At 56.4% G+C, this 17,149-nt stretch carries 17 protein-coding genes; 14 read left to right on the top strand and 3 right to left on the bottom strand.

Annotated elements, in window-relative coordinates; genetic code table 11:
* Positions 1 to 7: 7 nt before the first annotated feature.
* Both C0560_RS19580 and rsmD read right to left on the bottom strand, forming a co-directional pair.
* Positions 8 to 289: a DUF1145 family protein gene (locus tag C0560_RS19580; RefSeq protein ID WP_100778549.1), complete on the bottom strand. Its 282-nt coding sequence runs from the start codon at positions 287 to 289 to the stop codon at positions 8 to 10.
* Complete coding sequence (rsmD, locus tag C0560_RS19575; protein WP_248859277.1) at positions 273 to 872, bottom strand: 16S rRNA (guanine(966)-N(2))-methyltransferase; 600 nt, start codon at positions 870 to 872, stop codon at positions 273 to 275. Before rsmD ends, C0560_RS19580 begins: the two co-directional genes overlap by 17 nt.
* A 127-nt stretch (positions 873 to 999) precedes the next feature.
* On the opposite strand from rsmD, the gene ftsY reads away from it, so the two are divergent.
* The 6 genes from ftsY (at position 1,000) to livJ (ending at position 8,023) form a co-directional block, all read left to right on the top strand.
* Entirely contained in the window at positions 1,000 to 2,496 is a 1,497-nt protein-coding gene (ftsY, locus tag C0560_RS19570; protein ID WP_248859276.1) for a signal recognition particle-docking protein FtsY, read from the top strand.
* A gap of 2 nt (positions 2,497 to 2,498) precedes the next feature.
* Complete coding sequence (gene ftsE / locus C0560_RS19565) at positions 2,499 to 3,164, top strand: cell division ATP-binding protein FtsE (RefSeq protein WP_100778552.1); 666 nt, start codon at positions 2,499 to 2,501, stop codon at positions 3,162 to 3,164.
* Positions 3,157 to 4,212, top strand: coding sequence for a permease-like cell division protein FtsX (gene ftsX, locus C0560_RS19560; RefSeq protein WP_100778553.1), 1,056 nt, complete (start codon positions 3,157 to 3,159; stop codon positions 4,210 to 4,212). Before ftsE ends, ftsX begins: the two co-directional genes overlap by 8 nt.
* 256 nt (positions 4,213 to 4,468) lie before the next feature.
* Positions 4,469 to 5,326 (top strand): RNA polymerase sigma factor RpoH, encoded by an 858-nt coding sequence (gene rpoH / locus C0560_RS19555; protein WP_059180334.1) that lies wholly within the window; start codon positions 4,469 to 4,471, stop codon positions 5,324 to 5,326.
* 134 nt (positions 5,327 to 5,460) lie between these two features.
* On the top strand, positions 5,461 to 6,726 hold the full coding sequence (locus C0560_RS19550; protein WP_194513779.1) for a 4-aminobutyrate--2-oxoglutarate transaminase: 1,266 nt from the start codon (positions 5,461 to 5,463) through the stop codon (positions 6,724 to 6,726).
* Positions 6,727 to 6,922: 196 nt separating this feature from the next.
* Positions 6,923 to 8,023: a branched chain amino acid ABC transporter substrate-binding protein LivJ gene (gene livJ, locus C0560_RS19545; RefSeq protein WP_142503677.1), complete on the top strand. Its 1,101-nt coding sequence runs from the start codon at positions 6,923 to 6,925 to the stop codon at positions 8,021 to 8,023.
* An 86-nt stretch (positions 8,024 to 8,109) separates the two neighbouring features.
* Here livJ and panM read toward each other — a convergent pair whose 3' ends face one another.
* Positions 8,110 to 8,493, bottom strand: a complete 384-nt coding sequence (panM, locus tag C0560_RS19540) for an aspartate 1-decarboxylase autocleavage activator PanM (protein ID WP_123429803.1) — start codon at positions 8,491 to 8,493, stop codon at positions 8,110 to 8,112.
* 424 nt (positions 8,494 to 8,917) lie between these two features.
* Here panM and livK point away from each other — a divergent pair, with 424 nt between their 5' ends.
* The 8 genes from livK to ugpE all read left to right on the top strand — a co-directional run bounded on the left by livK (position 8,918) and on the right by ugpE (position 17,149).
* Positions 8,918 to 10,027: a high-affinity branched-chain amino acid ABC transporter substrate-binding protein LivK gene (livK, locus tag C0560_RS19535; RefSeq protein ID WP_248859275.1), complete on the top strand. Its 1,110-nt coding sequence runs from the start codon at positions 8,918 to 8,920 to the stop codon at positions 10,025 to 10,027.
* A 47-nt stretch (positions 10,028 to 10,074) separates the two neighbouring features.
* Positions 10,075 to 11,001: a high-affinity branched-chain amino acid ABC transporter permease LivH gene (livH, locus tag C0560_RS19530; RefSeq protein WP_100778559.1), complete on the top strand. Its 927-nt coding sequence runs from the start codon at positions 10,075 to 10,077 to the stop codon at positions 10,999 to 11,001.
* Positions 10,998 to 12,275 (top strand): branched chain amino acid ABC transporter permease LivM, encoded by a 1,278-nt coding sequence (gene livM / locus C0560_RS19525; RefSeq protein ID WP_100778560.1) that lies wholly within the window; start codon positions 10,998 to 11,000, stop codon positions 12,273 to 12,275. The genes livH and livM overlap by 4 nt, the downstream gene beginning before the upstream one ends.
* Positions 12,272 to 13,039 carry a high-affinity branched-chain amino acid ABC transporter ATP-binding protein LivG gene (livG, locus tag C0560_RS19520; RefSeq protein ID WP_100778561.1) on the top strand — a complete coding sequence of 256 codons (768 nt, stop codon included), beginning with the start codon at positions 12,272 to 12,274 and terminating at the stop codon, positions 13,037 to 13,039. The genes livM and livG overlap by 4 nt, the downstream gene beginning before the upstream one ends.
* 17 nt (positions 13,040 to 13,056) lie before the next feature.
* Complete coding sequence (gene livF, locus C0560_RS19515; RefSeq protein ID WP_248859274.1) at positions 13,057 to 13,770, top strand: high-affinity branched-chain amino acid ABC transporter ATP-binding protein LivF; 714 nt, start codon at positions 13,057 to 13,059, stop codon at positions 13,768 to 13,770.
* Between the two features lie 245 nt (positions 13,771 to 14,015).
* Entirely contained in the window at positions 14,016 to 15,332 is a 1,317-nt protein-coding gene (gene ugpB, locus C0560_RS19510) for a sn-glycerol-3-phosphate ABC transporter substrate-binding protein UgpB (RefSeq protein ID WP_248859273.1), read from the top strand.
* Between the two features lie 87 nt (positions 15,333 to 15,419).
* Positions 15,420 to 16,307, top strand: a complete 888-nt coding sequence (gene ugpA / locus C0560_RS19505; RefSeq protein WP_100778563.1) for a sn-glycerol-3-phosphate ABC transporter permease UgpA — start codon at positions 15,420 to 15,422, stop codon at positions 16,305 to 16,307.
* On the top strand, positions 16,304 to 17,149 hold the full coding sequence (gene ugpE, locus C0560_RS19500) for a sn-glycerol-3-phosphate ABC transporter permease UgpE (RefSeq protein ID WP_107702697.1): 846 nt from the start codon (positions 16,304 to 16,306) through the stop codon (positions 17,147 to 17,149). The genes ugpA and ugpE overlap by 4 nt, the downstream gene beginning before the upstream one ends.

Genomic DNA, 17,149 nt, shown 5'->3' with positions numbered 1-17,149 from the left:
ATATGACTTATTTCTTCGCCTGTGCTTTAAACTTTTTCATCCACACCAGCAGCTCGAACACGCCGAAAATAAAGACGCGCAGTTGCTGCCAGCCGGTCATCGGCGGCCCGTCTTTCGGCAGACCGTTTTTCAGCATCACCATCTGCAGGGCGTGCATAAAGGCGGTGAAAATCAGCGCCACGTTAACGAAAATGTTCATCGGACGTGGGAACGGGTGGACGAGGTTCAGGAGCAGAAACGCCCAGACGCCCAACATCAGCAAACGGCCAAGATTAATCAGAACTGGCATCAGGCTCTCCTTCTACTTCACGGTGATACAAACGATAGGCGACCTGCCCTGCGACCTGCTCGCGGTGCAGATCCCAGTGAACGGGAACCGGCGGAAGGCCATTTTCCACTTCACTTTCGACATAAATAAGCGCGTCATCCGCCAGCCAGCCGTTGTTTTCCAGCAGCGTCAGCGTCTCTTCCAGCAGCCCCTTGCGGAACGGCGGGTCGATAAATACCACGTCGTGCGGCGTGCCCTTTTGCGCGAGGAACGACAGAGTATTGATATTCACCACGTTGCCGTTGGTCGCTTTGAGGGTCGCCAGATTTTGCTGCAACTGCTGCGCAACGCCGCGCTCCATCTCCAGCAGGGTTGCGCTTGCGGCATAACGCGACAGCGCTTCAAGGCCGAGCGCACCGCTTCCGGCAAAACAGTCCAGGCAGCGGGCGTCAACCATCGATGGGGCCAGCCAGTTAAATAGCGTCTCGCGGACGCGATCGGTTGTCGGGCGCAGCCCAGGGCTGTCGGGTACAGGCAGTTTGCGGCCTCGCCACTGGCCGCCAATAATGCGAATTTGTCCGGCCGGGCGGTTCGTTTTCTTCATTTCAGGAAAGCTCTGCTAACAATTGGCCTGCGATTCCAGGCGGTGATGTTAATTAGGTAAAGTGTTAGACTATTTCATCATTTTTATAGCTTCCATGTATATAGCACCGCGAGGAGTGTCGTCGCAGATGGCAAAACAAAAAAAACGTGGCTTCTTTTCCTGGCTGGGCTTCGGCGAAAAAGAGCAAGAAACAGAACAGAAAATCGAAGAACAGCAAGCGGTTGAAGAGCAGTCACAGCCCGAAACGCCTGTTGAAACCGCCGCGGTTGTAGAAGCGGAAGAGCCTGCGCACAGCAAAGAAGAGATCGACTCCTTCGCTGAAGACGTGGTTGAGGTGACCGAACAGATTCAGGAGATCGAGAAACCGGAGCCGGTAATTGTTCCTCAGGCGGTCGAGGTTGTCGTTGAGCCGGTTGTTGAAGAAGCGCCTCAGGCCGTGATTGAGCACGAAGAGCTGCCGCTGCCGGAAGAGGTCAAAGCCGAAACGATCGCGCCAGAAGAGTGGCAGGCGGAAGCGGAAACCGTAGAGATCGTTGAAGCCGTTGAAGAAGCGGAAAACGCGCCTGACATCACCGATGAAGAGCTGGAAGCCCAGGCGCTGGCCGCCGAAGCCGCAGAAGACGCGGTGATCGTGGTGCCGGTCGAAGAGACGGAAGAAGAGGCCCCGGCGGAAGAGATCGTTCAGGAGCAGGAAAAACCGACCAAAGAAGGTTTCTTCGCGCGTCTGAAACGCAGCCTGGTCAGAACCAAAGAAAACCTCGGTTCCGGATTTATCAGTCTGTTCCGTGGCAAAAAAATCGACGATGATCTGTTTGAAGAGCTGGAAGAGCAGCTGCTGATTGCCGATGTCGGCGTGGAAACCACGCGCAAAATTATCGCGAAACTGACGGAAAGCGCGAGCCGTAAACAGCTGCGTGATGCCGAGGCGCTGTACGGCCTGCTGAAAGACGAGATGGGCGAAATTCTCGCAAAAGTTGACGAACCGCTTAATATTGAAGGCAAAACGCCCTTTGTTATTCTGATGGTGGGCGTTAACGGCGTCGGGAAAACCACCACTATCGGTAAGCTGGCGCGTCAGTTTGAGCAGCAGGGCAAATCGGTGATGCTGGCGGCGGGCGATACCTTCCGTGCAGCGGCCGTCGAGCAGCTGCAGGTCTGGGGTCAGCGCAACAACATTCCGGTGGTTGCGCAGCACACTGGCGCAGATTCTGCGTCCGTGATTTTCGATGCCATCCAGGCGGCGAAAGCGCGAAATATCGATGTGCTGATTGCGGATACCGCAGGGCGTTTGCAGAATAAATCGCACCTGATGGAAGAGCTGAAGAAAATCGTCCGCGTGATGAAGAAGCTGGACGAAGACGCACCGCATGAAATTATGCTGACCATTGATGCCAGCACCGGCCAGAACGCCATCAGCCAGGCGAAGCTGTTTGATGAAGCGGTCGGGCTGACCGGGATTACGCTGACCAAACTGGACGGCACCGCTAAGGGGGGAGTGATCTTCTCCGTGGCGGATCAGTTCGGCATCCCAATCCGTTACATCGGTGTCGGCGAACGTATCGAGGATTTGCGTCCGTTTAAATCGGACGACTTTATTGAGGCACTATTTGCCCGAGAGGATTAACAATGATTCGCTTTGAACACGTCAGCAAGGCCTATCTCGGTGGGAGACAAGCGTTGCAGGGGGTGACATTCCACCTGCAACCGGGCGAGATGGCATTCCTGACCGGCCACTCCGGCGCGGGGAAAAGTACCCTGCTCAAGCTTATCTGTGGGATCGAGCGGCCAAGCGCCGGGAACATCTTTTTTAGCGGGCATGATATCAGCCGCCTGAAAAACCGTGAGGTGCCGTTTCTGCGTCGTCAGATCGGCATGATTTTCCAGGATCACCACCTGCTGATGGATCGCACCGTTTTTGATAACGTGGCGATCCCGCTGATCATTGCGGGTGCCAGCTATGACGATATCCGCCGTCGCGTTTCGGCGGCGCTGGATAAAGTCGGGCTGCTGGACAAAGCGAAGAACTTCCCGATTCAGCTTTCCGGCGGTGAACAGCAGCGCGTGGGTATTGCTCGCGCGGTGGTGAACAAACCCGCCGTCCTGCTGGCGGATGAACCGACCGGTAACCTGGACGATGCGCTCTCGGAAGGGATCCTGCGGCTGTTTGAGGAGTTTAACCGCGTTGGGGTAACAGTCCTGATGGCGACGCACGACATCGGGCTGATTTCCCGTCGTTCGTACCGCATGCTGACCCTGAGCGAAGGTCATTTGCACGGAGGCCACGTTGAATAAGCGCGACGCAATAAACCAGATTCGGCAGTTTGGTAATCGATTTGACCGCTTCCGCAAGCCGCAGGGCGGCGGAGAGGGTAACCGTAACACGCCAAAGCGTGCGAAAGCGGCGCCGAAGCCAAACTCTCGCAAGACCAACGTCTTTAACGAACAGGTGCGCTACGCCTTCCACGGCGCGGTGCAGGATCTGAAAAGTAAACCGCTGGCGACGTTCCTGACGGTGATGGTGATCGCCATCTCCCTGACGCTGCCGAGCGTCTGCTATATGGTCTACAAAAACGTCAATGAGGCGGCCTCGCAATACTATCCGTCACCGCAAATCACGGTGTATCTGGATAAGGCGCTGGATGACAGCGCCGCCGCACAGGTGGTGGGGCAACTCCAGGCGGAGCAGGGCGTCGAAAAGGTGAACTACCTGTCGCGCGACGAAGCGCTGGGCGAGTTCCGCAACTGGTCCGGGTTTGGCGGCGCGCTGGATATGCTCGAAGAGAACCCGCTGCCCGCCGTGGCGGTGGTGATCCCGAAACTGGACTTCCAGGGCACGGACTCGCTGAACACCCTGCGCGATCGCATCACCCGTATCAACGGCATTGATGAAGTGCGTATGGACGACAGCTGGTTTGCGCGTTTGGCCTCCCTGACGGGGCTGGTAGGGCGCGTGGCGGCAATGATTGGCGTGCTGATGGTGGCGGCGGTCTTCCTCGTCATCGGTAACAGCGTGCGTCTGAGCATCTTCGCCCGTCGCGATACGATTAACGTGCAGAAACTGATAGGTGCGACGGATGGATTCATCCTACGCCCGTTCCTGTATGGCGGCGCATTGCTCGGTTTTTCCGGCGCATTTCTTTCACTGATTCTGTCAGAAATTTTGGTGATGCGGCTCTCTTCCGCCGTCACCGAAGTGGCGCAGGTTTTCGGAACTAAGTTTGATATCAGCGGCTTATCCTTCGATGAGTGCCTGTTATTACTGCTGGTGTGCTCGATGATTGGCTGGGTGGCCGCCTGGCTTGCCACCGTACAACATTTACGTCACTTTACCCCGCAGTAAAAAATCTCTGGTATAATCTTTCCCTGCAATGAGTACTTCACTCTGCAGGGAAAGAGTCCCTGTTGGCTCTCCCCCGCAATCAGTTGTCCATGTCACAATTTGTGCGTAATTTATTCACAGCATTACATGGAACTTGTGGATAAAATCACGGTCTGATAAAAATGTGAATGTTAGTCTCACTGCTCAAATGCTTTGGCATGCTTGTTGCCTGATGGGGACAAACAAACGCCAGAAGACACTAAATTGAGAGGAATGAATGACCAAAGAAATGCAAACTTTAGCTTTAGCCCCTGTTGGTAACCTGGAATCTTATATCCGGGCTGCGAACACCTGGCCGATGTTGACGGCTGAGGAAGAAAAGGAGCTTGCTGAAAAGCTGCATTACCAGGGCGATCTGGAAGCAGCTAAGACGCTGATCCTGTCTCACCTGCGCTTTGTTGTTCACGTTGCTCGTAATTACTCGGGTTACGGTCTGCCGCAGGCGGACTTGATTCAGGAAGGTAACATCGGTCTGATGAAGGCTGTACGTCGCTTCAACCCGGAAGTGGGTGTGCGACTGGTCTCCTTCGCCGTTCACTGGATCAAAGCGGAAATTCACGAATACGTGCTGCGTAACTGGCGTATTGTGAAAGTCGCTACGACCAAAGCACAGCGCAAACTGTTCTTCAACCTGCGTAAAGCCAAGCAGCGTCTGGGCTGGTTCAATCAGGATGAAGTCGAAATGGTAGCGCGTGAGCTGGGCGTTTCCAGCAAAGATGTGCGTGAGATGGAATCCCGTATGGCCGCTCAGGACATGACATTCGATATGTCTTCTGACGACGATGCGCAGGATAGCCAGCCGATGGCACCGGTTCTGTATCTGCAGGATAAAACCTCTAACTTTGCCGACGGCATCGAAGAGGATAACTGGGAAGATCAGGCCGCGAACAAACTCACCCACGCGATGGAAGGTCTCGACGAGCGTAGCCAGGCGATTATCCGCGCCCGCTGGCTGGACGAAGACAACAAGTCCACCCTGCAGGAGCTGGCCGACCGCTACGGCGTCTCAGCAGAGCGTGTGCGTCAGCTTGAAAAGAACGCCATGAAAAAACTTCGCGCCGCTATCGAAGCGTAATTCCCGCGAAGTTCCCCGATAACCCCTGGATGAAAATCTGGGGGTTTTGTTTTTTTAACGACCGCTCTGGCGAATTCCTCCCCCCTGGCAAACACTTACAGATGCGCTACGCATGCGAATCTTAGGGGGACAGGGTGAACAATCACGAGTTAAATGAACGGCGTTTGCAGGCAACGCCGCGCGGTATCGGGGTGATGTGCGGTTTCTACGCCGATAAAGCGGAAAACGCCACGTTGTGGGATATCGAAGGCAACGAAGTGATCGACTTCGCCGCCGGGATTGCGGTGCTGAACACGGGCCATCGCCATCCCAAAGTGATCGCCGCCATCGAAAAGCAGCTTCAGTCGTTTACCCACACGGCGTACCAGATTGTGCCGTACGAAGGCTATATCGCCCTCGCGGAGCGCATCAATGCCCGCGTGCCAATTGAAGGGCCAGCCAAAACCGCCTTCTTCTCGACGGGCGCAGAAGCCGTCGAAAATGCGGTCAAAATCGCCCGCGCCTACACCAAACGACCCGGTCTTATCACGTTCGGCGGCGCCTTCCACGGGCGTACCTTTATGACCATGGCCCTCACCGGCAAAGTGGCGCCCTACAAACTCGGCTTCGGCCCGTTCCCTGGCTCGGTCTATCACGCGCAATATCCCAACACGCTGCACGGCGTGAGTTCTCAGGACGCCCTGAAAAGCCTGGATCGCATCTTTAAAGCCGATATCGCCCCGGATCAGGTGGCAGCGATTATCCTCGAACCGGTTCAGGGTGAAGGCGGATTCAACGTCGCGCCGCCCGATTTTATGCAAGGGCTGCGCGCCTTGTGCGACACCCACGGAATTTTGCTGATCGCAGACGAAGTGCAGACCGGCTTTGCCCGTACCGGGAAACTGTTCTCGATGGAGCATCACTGCGTTAAACCGGATCTGATCACCATGGCGAAAAGCCTGGCGGGCGGGATGCCGCTCTCGGCGGTGTCGGGCCGCGCCGAGGTGATGGACGCCCCCGCACCGGGCGGGCTGGGCGGCACCTACGCCGGGAACCCGCTGGCGATTGCGGCGGCACTGGCGGTGCTGGACGTGATCGACGAAGAGGATCTGTGCGCTCGCGCCTCGCACCTGGGCCATCATCTGGTGGAAGTGCTGAGCAAGGCCAAATCTGGTTGCCCGTATATTGCCGATATCCGCGCGCAAGGCTCGATGGTGGCAGTGGAGTTCAACGATCCCGAGACCGGGCAGCCCTCACCGGAATTTACCCGCCAGGTTCAGGAGCGCGCGCTGGCGGAAGGGCTGTTGCTGCTCAGCTGCGGCGTATACGGCAACGTCATTCGTTTTCTCTATCCACTCACCATTCCCGACGCGCAGTTCCGCAAAGCGCTGGATATCATCTCTGCCTCGCTGACTCGATAAAGCCCGAGCCCGGTCGCAAAACTGCACCGGGCTGGCATAGTTACATTTCAAATTAGCTATTCCAAAATCATAAAAATGGGGTATGTTTTAGCAGAGTGTGCTGAAAAAGCGCGGACGGCAGACCTATAATTGAAATAAAGCGCTACACAACAACATCACAACAATCGTAATAACCATAATAATGGGGAATCTCAGGATGAATATGAAGGGTAAAGCGTTACTGGCAGGATGTATCGCGTTGGCATTCAGCACTATGGCTCAGGCGGATATTAAAGTGGCTGTTGTCGGTGCGATGTCCGGTCCGGTAGCGCAATACGGCGACCAGGAATTTACCGGCGCAGAACAAGCGGTTGCAGACATTAATGCCAAGGGCGGCATCAAAGGCGAAAAACTGCAGATCGTAAAATATGACGATGCCTGCGACCCTAAACAAGCGGTAGCAGTGGCGAACAAAGTGGTGAACGACGGGATCAAATACGTTATCGGTCACCTGTGCTCCTCATCCACCCAGCCTGCGTCTGATATCTACGAAGACGAAGGCATTCTGATGATCACCCCGGCCGCGACCGCTCCAGAGCTGACCGCGCGTGGGTATAAACTGATTCTGCGTACCACCGGCCTGGACTCCGACCAGGGCCCAACCGCCGCGAAATACATTCTTGAGAAAGTGAAGCCGCAGCGCATCGCGATTGTCCACGATAAACAGCAGTACGGCGAAGGCCTGGCGCGCTCCGTACAGGACAGCCTGAAAAAAGCCAATGCGAAAGTGGTGTTCTTCGACGGCATCACCGCCGGTGAAAAAGACTTCTCCACGCTGGTAGCGCGTCTGAAGAAAGAGAACATCGACTTCGTGTACTACGGCGGTTATCACCCGGAAATGGGCCAGATCCTGCGCCAGGCGCGCGCGGCCGGTCTGAAAACGCAGTTCATGGGACCAGAGGGCGTGGCGAACGTTTCCCTGTCTAACATCGCGGGCGACTCGGCTGAAGGGATGCTGGTCACCAAGCCGAAGAACTACGATCAGGTTCCGGCGAACAAACCGATTGTGGATGCCATCAAGGCCAAGAAACAAGATCCAAGCGGCGCGTTCGTGTGGACCACTTACGCAGCGCTGCAATCCCTGCAGGCAGGCCTAAACCAGTCTGCCGATCCGGCTGAGATTGCGACCTGGCTGAAAGCGAACTCCGTCGATACCGTCATGGGGCCGCTGTCCTGGGACGAGAAGGGCGATCTGAAAGGTTTTGAGTTCGGTGTCTTTACCTGGCATGCAGACGGTTCAGCGACCGACGCTAAGTAAAAAAATGCCCGGTGGCGCTATGCTCTCCGGGCCTACAAAACCTGAGTTCCAGGCCGGGTAAGGCGCAGTCGCCACCCGGCTTTTTTTTACCGCCGCTCCCACCCATTTTCCCGCTCTGCGAACCCTGTCGCCTGCATAAACGCAGACATCACGCTGCGGTCTTCCACGCCGATATCGGACATCCACCAGGCTGACACGTCCGGGTTATCGCGAATCACCTCGTCAATCAAATACTGCCCTACGCCGCGACGGCGGGTGATTTCCCGCACGCGCAGGGAGTCCAGCGCGCCATCGGTTCCGCTCAGGGTCACGCGCACTGCGCCCAGCAGACGCTCGTTAAAGCGGGCGGCATAAATTCGATGGGTTTCATCCACGGTCAGGGAGGAAGGAGAATATTCCGGCCAGATCTTGCCCAGGTCGATATGATCCTGGTCGCTAAAGGACACCAGACGAAGGATGGTCAGTTTCATTAGCTGCTTGTCCAAATCAAAAAGAGTAAAGGCAGTGTACTCAATTTATCTCTTCAGCGGCTTCCCCTTTTTTGAACCATTCTCCAGCTGATTACTTTTTTAGCAACGCGATGTGTAGCGAGAAAGAGCAGGGATCGAAAATTAAGCAGAATTTTACTCTAAAAGGCAGTGTTTTATTCGGCGCTTTGTACCGTTATTTTATGCTGCAAACTGCACTTTTATTTGTTTATCTCTGTCTGATTTCAGAATATTATCTTTGCTTAATCGCCTGAAAAATAGAGATTTTAGTCTGGTTTTTATCAAAAAACTGCGCTAAACCATTAAAGGCACTGGTAAAAATAGCGTTGTTCATTAAAAGTACAGAATGCTTTTTAACCATAATAAAACAAAATATATACATCACGTCACGAATGGGGATTCACAGATGAAAAGGAACGCGAAAGCATTGATCGCGGGAATGGTTGCATTAGCGATTTCGCAGGCAGCCATGGCGGAAGAGATTAAAGTTGCCGTCGTCGGTGCGATGTCCGGTCCGGTTGCCCAGTGGGGTGATATGGAGTTCAACGGCGCGCGTCAGGCGATCAAAGACATCAACGCCAAAGGTGGGATCAAAGGGGATAAGCTGGTTGGCGTGGAATATGACGACGCCTGCGATCCGAAACAAGCCGTCGCCGTGGCGAACAAAATCGTTAACGACGGTATTCAGTACGTTATCGGCCACCTGTGCTCCTCTTCCACGCAGCCCGCTTCAGATATCTATGAAGACGAAGGCATTCTGATGATCACGCCAGGCGCTACCAACCCGGAGCTGACGCAGCGTGGCTATCAGCACATCATGCGTACCGCCGGTCTGGACTCTTCTCAGGGGCCGACTGCCGCGAAGTACATCCTCGAGAAAGTGAAGCCGCAGCGCATCGCGATCATTCACGATAAACAGCAATACGGCGAAGGCCTCGCGCGTTCCGTACAGGACGGCCTGAAAAAAGGCGGCGCGAATGTGGTCTTCTTCGACGGCATTACCGCAGGTGAGAAAGATTTCTCTGCCCTGCTGGCACGCCTGCAAAAAGAGAACATCGACTTCGTTTACTACGGCGGTTACTACCCTGAGATGGGCCAGATGCTGCGCCAGGCGCGCGCGACCGGTCTGAAAACGCAGTTTATGGGCCCGGAAGGCGTGGGTAACGCGTCTCTGTCCAACATCGCAGGCGATGCGGGCGAAGGTATGCTGGTGACAATGCCAAAACGCTATGACCAGGAACCGGCGAACAAGACTATCGTAGAAGCGCTCAAAGCGCAGAAGAAAGATCCGAGCGGTCCGTACGTCTGGATCACCTACGCGGCGGTACAGTCTCTGGCGACTGCCATGGAGCGTACCGGCAGCAAAGAGCCGCTGGACTTAGTGAAAGATTTGAAAGCACACGGAGCAAACACCGTGATTGGGCCGCTGAACTGGGATGAGAAAGGCGATCTAAAGGGATTTGAATTTGGTGTCTTCCAATGGCACGCCGATGGTTCTTCTTCGGTAGCCAAATAATCATCCCGCCGCCCGCGCAAAACGGGCGGTTATAAAAAGGTTTTCTTATGTCCGAGCAGTTTCTCTATTTCTTGCAGCAGATGTTTAACGGCGTCACGCTGGGAAGCACCTATGCGCTGATCGCCATCGGTTACACGATGGTTTACGGCATTATCGGCATGATCAACTTCGCCCACGGCGAGGTCTATATGATCGGCAGCTATGTCTCCTTTATGATCATTGCCGCACTGATGATGATGGGTATCGACAGCAGCTGGCTGCTGGTAGGTGCCGGTTTTGTCGGTGCAATTGTGATTGCCAGCGCCTACGGCTGGAGCATCGAGCGCGTGGCCTATCGGCCTGTGCGCAGCTCTAAACGTCTGATTGCGCTCATCTCCGCCATCGGGATGTCCATCTTCCTGCAAAACTACGTCAGCCTGACGGAAGGCTCGCGCGATGTGGCGCTGCCAAGCCTGTTCAACGGCCAGTGGATTATCGGAGCCAGCGAAAACTTCTCGGCCTCTATCACGACCATGCAGCTGGTGATCTGGGTTGTGACCTTCCTGGCGATGCTGGCGTTGACCATTTTCATCCGTTATTCCCGCATGGGCCGCGCCTGCCGCGCCTGTGCAGAAGACCTGAAAATGGCCAGCCTGCTGGGCATTAACACCGACCGCGTGATCGCCCTGACCTTTGTGATTGGTGCCGCGATGGCGGCGGTGGCGGGTGTGCTGCTCGGTCAGTTCTACGGCGTAATCAACCCCTACATCGGCTTTATGGCCGGGATGAAAGCCTTTACCGCTGCGGTGCTCGGCGGGATCGGCAGTATTCCTGGTGCGATGATCGGCGGCCTGATTCTGGGCGTTGCCGAAGCGCTCTCCTCGGCGTATCTGAGTACCGAATATAAAGACGTCGTCTCCTTTGCACTGCTGATTCTGGTGCTGCTGGTGATGCCTACCGGGATTCTGGGTCGTCCGGAGGTAGAGAAAGTATGAAACCGATGCATTTTGCGATGGCGCTGCTCTCTGCCGCCATGTTCTTCGTCCTCGCGGGCGTCTTTATGGGTGTGCAGTTAGAACTGGATGGCACCCGACTGGTGGTCGATACCGCCGCGGATATCCGCTGGCAGTGGGTGTTTGTCGGCACGGCGGTGGTGTTCCTGTTCCAGCTGCTGCGCCCGGTGTTCCAGAAGACGATGAAAAACGTCTCTGGCCCGAAATTCGTGCTGCCAGCCATTGATGGCTCGACCGTTAAGCAGAAACTGTTCCTGGTGGCGCTGCTGGTGGCCGCTGTTGCGTGGCCGTTCATGGTGTCGCGCGGGACGGTGGATATCGCCACGCTGACCATGATCTACGTGATTCTGGGTCTGGGCTTGAACGTGGTGGTCGGTCTGTCTGGCCTGCTGGTGCTGGGCTATGGCGGGTTCTACGCCATCGGTGCCTACACCTTTGCGTTGCTGAACCACTATTACGGGCTGGGCTTCTGGACCTGTCTGCCGCTGGCGGGCCTGGTGTCTGCCGCCGCAGGTTTCCTGCTCGGCTTCCCGGTGCTGCGTCTGCGCGGTGACTATCTGGCGATTGTGACTTTAGGCTTTGGCGAGATCGTCCGTATCCTGCTGCTCAACAACACCGAAGTGACCGGCGGTCCGAACGGCATCAGCCAGATCCCGAAACCGACCTTCTTCGGCCTGGAGTTCAGCCGCACGGCGCGCGAAGGCGGCTGGGATACCTTCAGCAATTTCTTCGGCGTGAAGTACGACCCCTCCGACCGCGTTATCTGGCTCTATCTGGTGGCGCTGCTGCTGGTGGTGATCACCCTGTTCGTGATCAACCGTCTGCTGCGTATGCCGCTGGGCCGCGCGTGGGAAGCGCTGCGTGAAGACGAAATCGCCTGTCGCTCCCTGGGGCTGAACCCGACGCGCATCAAACTGACCGCGTTCACCATCAGCGCCGCGTTTGCCGGTTTTGCCGGAACGCTGTTTGCCGCGCGTCAGGGCTTCGTCAGCCCGGAATCCTTCACCTTTGCCGAATCAGCCTTTGTGCTGGCCATCGTGGTACTCGGCGGGATGGGCTCCCAGTTTGCGGTGATCCTCGCGGCGATTCTGCTGGTGGTCTCCCGCGAGCTGATGCGCGACTTTAACGAATACAGCATGTTGATGCTGGGTGGTTTGATGGTACTGATGATGATCTGGCGTCCGCAGGGCTTGCTGCCGATGACCCGTCCACAGTTGAAGCTGAAGAACGGGCAAGCGAAAGGAGAGCAGGCATGAGTCAGCCATTATTATCCGTGAACGGCCTGATGATGCGTTTTGGCGGCCTGCTGGCGGTCAATAACGTCTCGCTGGACCTGTTCCCGAAAGAGATTGTCTCCCTGATCGGCCCGAACGGCGCAGGGAAAACCACGGTGTTCAACTGCCTGACCGGTTTCTACAAGCCGACGGGCGGGACCATCATGCTGCGCGATCAGCATCTCGAAGGGCTGCCGGGCCAACAGATCGCCCGTATGGGCGTGGTGCGTACTTTCCAGCACGTGCGCCTGTTCCGTGAAATGACGGTGATTGAAAACCTGCTGGTGGCGCAACATCAGCAGTTGAAGAGCGGGGTGTTCTCCGGCCTGCTGAAAACCCCGGCCTTCCGCCGCGCGCAGAGCGAAGCCCTGGACCGCGCCGCAACCTGGCTGGATCGTATCGGGCTGTTGCAACACGCAAACCGTCAGGCCAGCAATCTGGCCTATGGCGACCAGCGTCGTCTGGAAATTGTCCGCTGCATGGTCACACAGCCGGAAATCCTGATGCTCGATGAGCCTGCCGCCGGTCTGAACCCGAAAGAGACCAAAGAGCTGGACGAGCTGATCGTCGAGCTGCGTAACCATCATGACACCACCATTTTGCTGATTGAGCACGATATGAAGCTGGTGATGGGCATCTCGGATCGGATCTACGTCGTCAACCAGGGGACGCCGCTGGCGAACGGCACGCCTGAAGAAATTCGACATAACCCGGACGTGATCCGCGCCTACTTAGGTGAAGCATGATGGGGGCGAGTCATAATATGGAAAAAGCGATGTTATCTTTTGACAAGGTGAATGCCCACTACGGCAAGATTCAGGCGCTGCATGATGTCAGCCTGCATATCAATCAGGGTGAGATCGTGACGCTCATCGGGGCCAACGGCGCGGGGAAAACCACGCTGCTCGGCACCCTGTGCGGCGATCCGCGTGCTTCCAGCGGGCGTATCATCTTTGACGGTAAAGACATTACCGACTGGCAGACCGCGAAAATCATGCGCGAAGCCGTGGCGATAGTGCCGGAAGGCCGCCGCGTGTTTTCCCGTATGACGGTGGAAGAGAACCTGGCGATGGGCGGCTTCTTTGTCGAGCGCGAACAGTATCAGACCCGCATTAAGCGCGTGTATGAACTCTTCCCGCGCCTGTATGAGCGCCGTATTCAGCGTGCGGGCACCATGTCAGGCGGTGAACAGCAGATGCTGGCGATTGGTCGTGCGCTGATGAGCCAGCCGCGTCTGCTGCTGCTCGATGAGCCATCCCTCGGCCTCGCGCCGATCATCATTCAGCAGATTTTCGACACCATTGAGCAACTGCGTAAAGAGGGGATGACCATCTTCCTCGTGGAGCAAAATGCCAACCAGGCGCTGAAACTTGCGGATCGCGGCTACGTGCTGGAGAACGGTCACGTCGTGCTGTCCGATACCGGCGAAGCGTTGCTGGCGAACGAAGCGGTGCGAAGTGCGTATTTAGGCGGTTAAGTTGTCTGTTGCCCGGTGGCGCTGCGCTTACCGGGCCAGTAAAACCTGATTCACAGGCCGGGTAGGGCGATGCCTCCCGGCTTTTTTTTGCCATGCTATCGTCACCATTCCATCATCCCCCTGACCCCGGTCTGTCATCATTCTGTAAATAAACAGTTATTTTTCTGTCATTCGAGCATGTCATGTTACCTCGCGAGCATAAAACGCGTGAAATCGCGCATCCGGCACAAAAAAGAGAGATGACAATGACATCGTTACGACACACAGCTTTGGGTCTGGCAATCGGTCTGGCTTTTGCGACGAACGCAATGGCTGTCACGACCATTCCGTTCTGGCATTCCATGGAAGGGGAGTTGGGCAAAGAGGTTGATTCTCTGGCGCAGCGTTTCAACGACACCCATCCGGATTACAAAATTGTGCCGGTGTACAAAGGTAACTACGAGCAGAGCCTGAGCGCGGGAATCGCCGCGTTCCGCACCGGGAATGCACCGGCGCTGCTGCAGGTGTATGAAGTTGGCACCGCCACCATGATGGCCTCGAAAGCGATCAAACCGGTCTATGAAGTGTTTAAAGACGCGGGCATTAACTTCGATGAATCCCAGTTTGTGCCGACGGTTTCCGGTTATTACACCGACTCCAAAACCGGGCATCTGCTGTCCCAACCGTTTAACAGCTCCACGCCGGTGCTCTATTACAACAAAGACGCCTTCAAAAAAGCCGGTTTAAACCCGGAACAGCCGCCGAAAACCTGGCAGGACCTGGCGGACTACACCGCCAAACTGAAAGCGGCAGGCATGAAGTGTGGCTACGCGAGCGGCTGGCAGGGCTGGATTCAGATTGAAAACTTCAGCGCCTGGCACGGTCTGCCGGTCGCCACGAAGAACAACGGCTTTGACGGCACCGACGCCGTGCTGGAGTTCAACAAACCCGAGCAGGTGAAACACATCGCGCTGTTGGAAGCGCTGAATAAGAAGGGCGATTTCAGCTACTTCGGGCGTAAAGACGAATCTACCGAGAAGTTTTACAACGGCGACTGTGCGATCACCACCGCCTCTTCCGGTTCGCTGGCGGATATCCGTCACTACGCCAAATTCAACTACGGCGTGGGCATGATGCCTTATGACGCCGATGCCAAAGGCGCACCACAGAACGCCATCATCGGCGGGGCGAGCCTGTGGGTAATGCAGGGCAAAGACAACGGCACCTACAAAGGCGTGGCGGAGTTCCTCGACTTCCTCGCGAAACCTGAAAACGCCGCCGAGTGGCACCAGAAGACCGGCTACCTGCCGATCACCAAAGCCGCTTACGACCTGACGCGCGAGCAGGGCTTCTATGACAAAAACCCAGGGGCGGATATCGCGACGCGCCAGATGCTGAACAAGCCGCCGTTACCGTTCACCAAAGGTCTGCGTCTGGGCAACATGCCGCAGATTAGGACCATCGTGGATGAAGAGCTGGAAAGCGTATGGACCGGTAAGAAAACGCCACAGCAGGCGCTGGATTCAGCGGTAGAGCGCGGAAATAAGCTGCTGCGCCGCTTTGAGCAGTCGACGAAGTCTTAATGTTTTTATGCCGGCTTACCCGGTCTGCGAGGGGGACATTCACCTCGTTGGCCGGGTCATCCGGCACTGTTCAGGAATCCAATCTCAATGTCATCCTCCCGTCCGGTATTCCGTTCGCGCTGGCTGCCCTATTTGCTGGTCGCCCCGCAGCTGATTATCACCGTCATCTTTTTTATCTGGCCTGCGGGCGAAGCGCTCTGGTACTCGGTACAAAGCGTCGATCCGTTCGGGCTTTCCAGCCAGTTTGTCGGTCTGGATAACTTTACCGCGCTGTTCCATGACAGCTATTACCTCGACTCCTTCTGGACGACGATCAAATTCAGCGCCATGGTGACGGTCAGCGGCCTCGTCGTGTCGCTGTTTTTTGCGGCGCTGGTGGATTACGTGGTGCGCGGCAGCCGTCTCTATCAGACGCTGATGCTGCTGCCCTACGCCGTCGCACCTGCCGTCGCCGCCGTGCTGTGGATCTTCCTGTTTAACCCAGGGCGTGGGCTGATTACCCATTTCCTCGGCGAATTCGGCTACGACTGGAACCACGCGCAAAACAGCGGCCAGGCGATGTTCCTGGTGGTGTTTGCCTCGGTCTGGAAGCAGATCAGCTACAACTTCCTTTTCTTCTTCGCCGCGCTGCAATCCATTCCGCGCTCGCTGGTCGAAGCCGCCGCGATTGACGGCGCAGGGCCGATTCGCCGCTTCTTCAAACTGGCGCTGCCGCTGATTGCGCCGGTGAGTTTCTTCCTGCTGGTGGTAAACCTGGTCTACGCCTTCTTCGACACCTTCCCGGTGATCGACGCCGCCACCGCCGGTGGGCCGGTGCAGGCGACCACCACGCTTATCTACAAAATCTACCGCGAAGGCTTTGCGGGGCTGGACCTGTCGGCCTCTGCCGCGCAGTCCGTGGTGCTGATGGGGCTGGTGATTGTGCTGACGGTGGTTCAGTTCCGCTATGTCGAAAGTAAGGTGCGCTATCAATGATTGAGAACCGTCCGGGGCTGACGATTTTCAGCCACACCCTGTTAATACTCGGGATCATCGTCATCCTGTTCCCGCTTTACGTGGCCTTTGTTGCCGCCACGCTGGATACCAAAGCCGTGTTCGACACGCCGATGACGCTGGTGCCTGGCGGCCATCTTTTCGAAAACATGGCGACTATCTGGACCCAGGGCGTAGGGGCCAACAGCGCGCCGTTCTGGCTGATGATGCTCAACAGTTTCATCATGGCCTTTGGCATTACGGTGGGGAAGATCGTGGTGTCGATGCTTTCGGCCTTCGCTATCGTCTGGTTCCGTTTTCCCCTGCGTAACCTCTTCTTCTGGATGATCTTTATCACTCTGATGCTGCCGGTCGAAGTGCGTATTTTCCCGACCGTCGAGGTGATCGCCAATCTCGGGATGCTCGACAGCTACGCGGGCCTGACGCTGCCGCTGATGGCGTCGGCCACCGCGACGTTCCTGTTCCGCCAGTTCTTTATGACCCTGCCGGACGAACTGATTGAGGCGGCGCGCATCGACGGCGCATCGCCGATGCGTTTTTTCCGCGACATCGTGCTGCCGCTCTCCAGAACCAACCTCGCCGCGCTGTTCGTGATCACCTTTATCTACGGCTGGAACCAGTACCTGTGGCCGTTGCTGATTGTGCAGGACGTGAATCTCGGCACCGCCGTGGCGGGCATCAAAGGGATGATCGCCACCGGCGAAGGCACCACCCTCTGGAATCAGGTGATGGCGGCAATGCTGCTCACGCTGATCCCTCCGGTTGTAATCGTTTTAGCCATGCAGCGCGCGTTCGTGCGTGGTTTAGTAGACAGTGAGAAATAA

The organism is Lelliottia sp. AC1 (assembly GCF_023278595.1).
GTDB classification, from domain to species: domain Bacteria; phylum Pseudomonadota; class Gammaproteobacteria; order Enterobacterales; family Enterobacteriaceae; genus Enterobacter; species Enterobacter nimipressuralis.
Note: the sequence above shows the minus strand (reverse complement) of the source record. Positions and strands in the feature narration are given on the sequence as shown.

Coding starts and splice junctions, on each gene's coding strand:
- ugpB (WP_248859273.1), top strand. CDS start 14,016: ATGACATCGTTACGACACACAGCTTTGGGTCTGGCAATCGGTCTGGCT.
- ftsY (WP_248859276.1), top strand. CDS start 1,000: ATGGCAAAACAAAAAAAACGTGGCTTCTTTTCCTGGCTGGGCTTCGGC.
- livM (WP_100778560.1), top strand. CDS start 10,998: ATGAAACCGATGCATTTTGCGATGGCGCTGCTCTCTGCCGCCATGTTC.
- livJ (WP_142503677.1), top strand. CDS start 6,923: ATGAATATGAAGGGTAAAGCGTTACTGGCAGGATGTATCGCGTTGGCA.
- ftsE (WP_100778552.1), top strand. CDS start 2,499: ATGATTCGCTTTGAACACGTCAGCAAGGCCTATCTCGGTGGGAGACAA.
- ugpE (WP_107702697.1), top strand. CDS start 16,304: ATGATTGAGAACCGTCCGGGGCTGACGATTTTCAGCCACACCCTGTTA.
- livF (WP_248859274.1), top strand. CDS start 13,057: ATGGAAAAAGCGATGTTATCTTTTGACAAGGTGAATGCCCACTACGGC.
- livK (WP_248859275.1), top strand. CDS start 8,918: ATGAAAAGGAACGCGAAAGCATTGATCGCGGGAATGGTTGCATTAGCG.
- panM (WP_123429803.1), bottom strand. CDS start 8,493: ATGAAACTGACCATCCTTCGTCTGGTGTCCTTTAGCGACCAGGATCAT.
- rsmD (WP_248859277.1), bottom strand. CDS start 872: ATGAAGAAAACGAACCGCCCGGCCGGACAAATTCGCATTATTGGCGGC.
- rpoH (WP_059180334.1), top strand. CDS start 4,469: ATGACCAAAGAAATGCAAACTTTAGCTTTAGCCCCTGTTGGTAACCTG.
- ugpA (WP_100778563.1), top strand. CDS start 15,420: ATGTCATCCTCCCGTCCGGTATTCCGTTCGCGCTGGCTGCCCTATTTG.
- livG (WP_100778561.1), top strand. CDS start 12,272: ATGAGTCAGCCATTATTATCCGTGAACGGCCTGATGATGCGTTTTGGC.
- livH (WP_100778559.1), top strand. CDS start 10,075: ATGTCCGAGCAGTTTCTCTATTTCTTGCAGCAGATGTTTAACGGCGTC.
- C0560_RS19580 (WP_100778549.1), bottom strand. CDS start 289: ATGCCAGTTCTGATTAATCTTGGCCGTTTGCTGATGTTGGGCGTCTGG.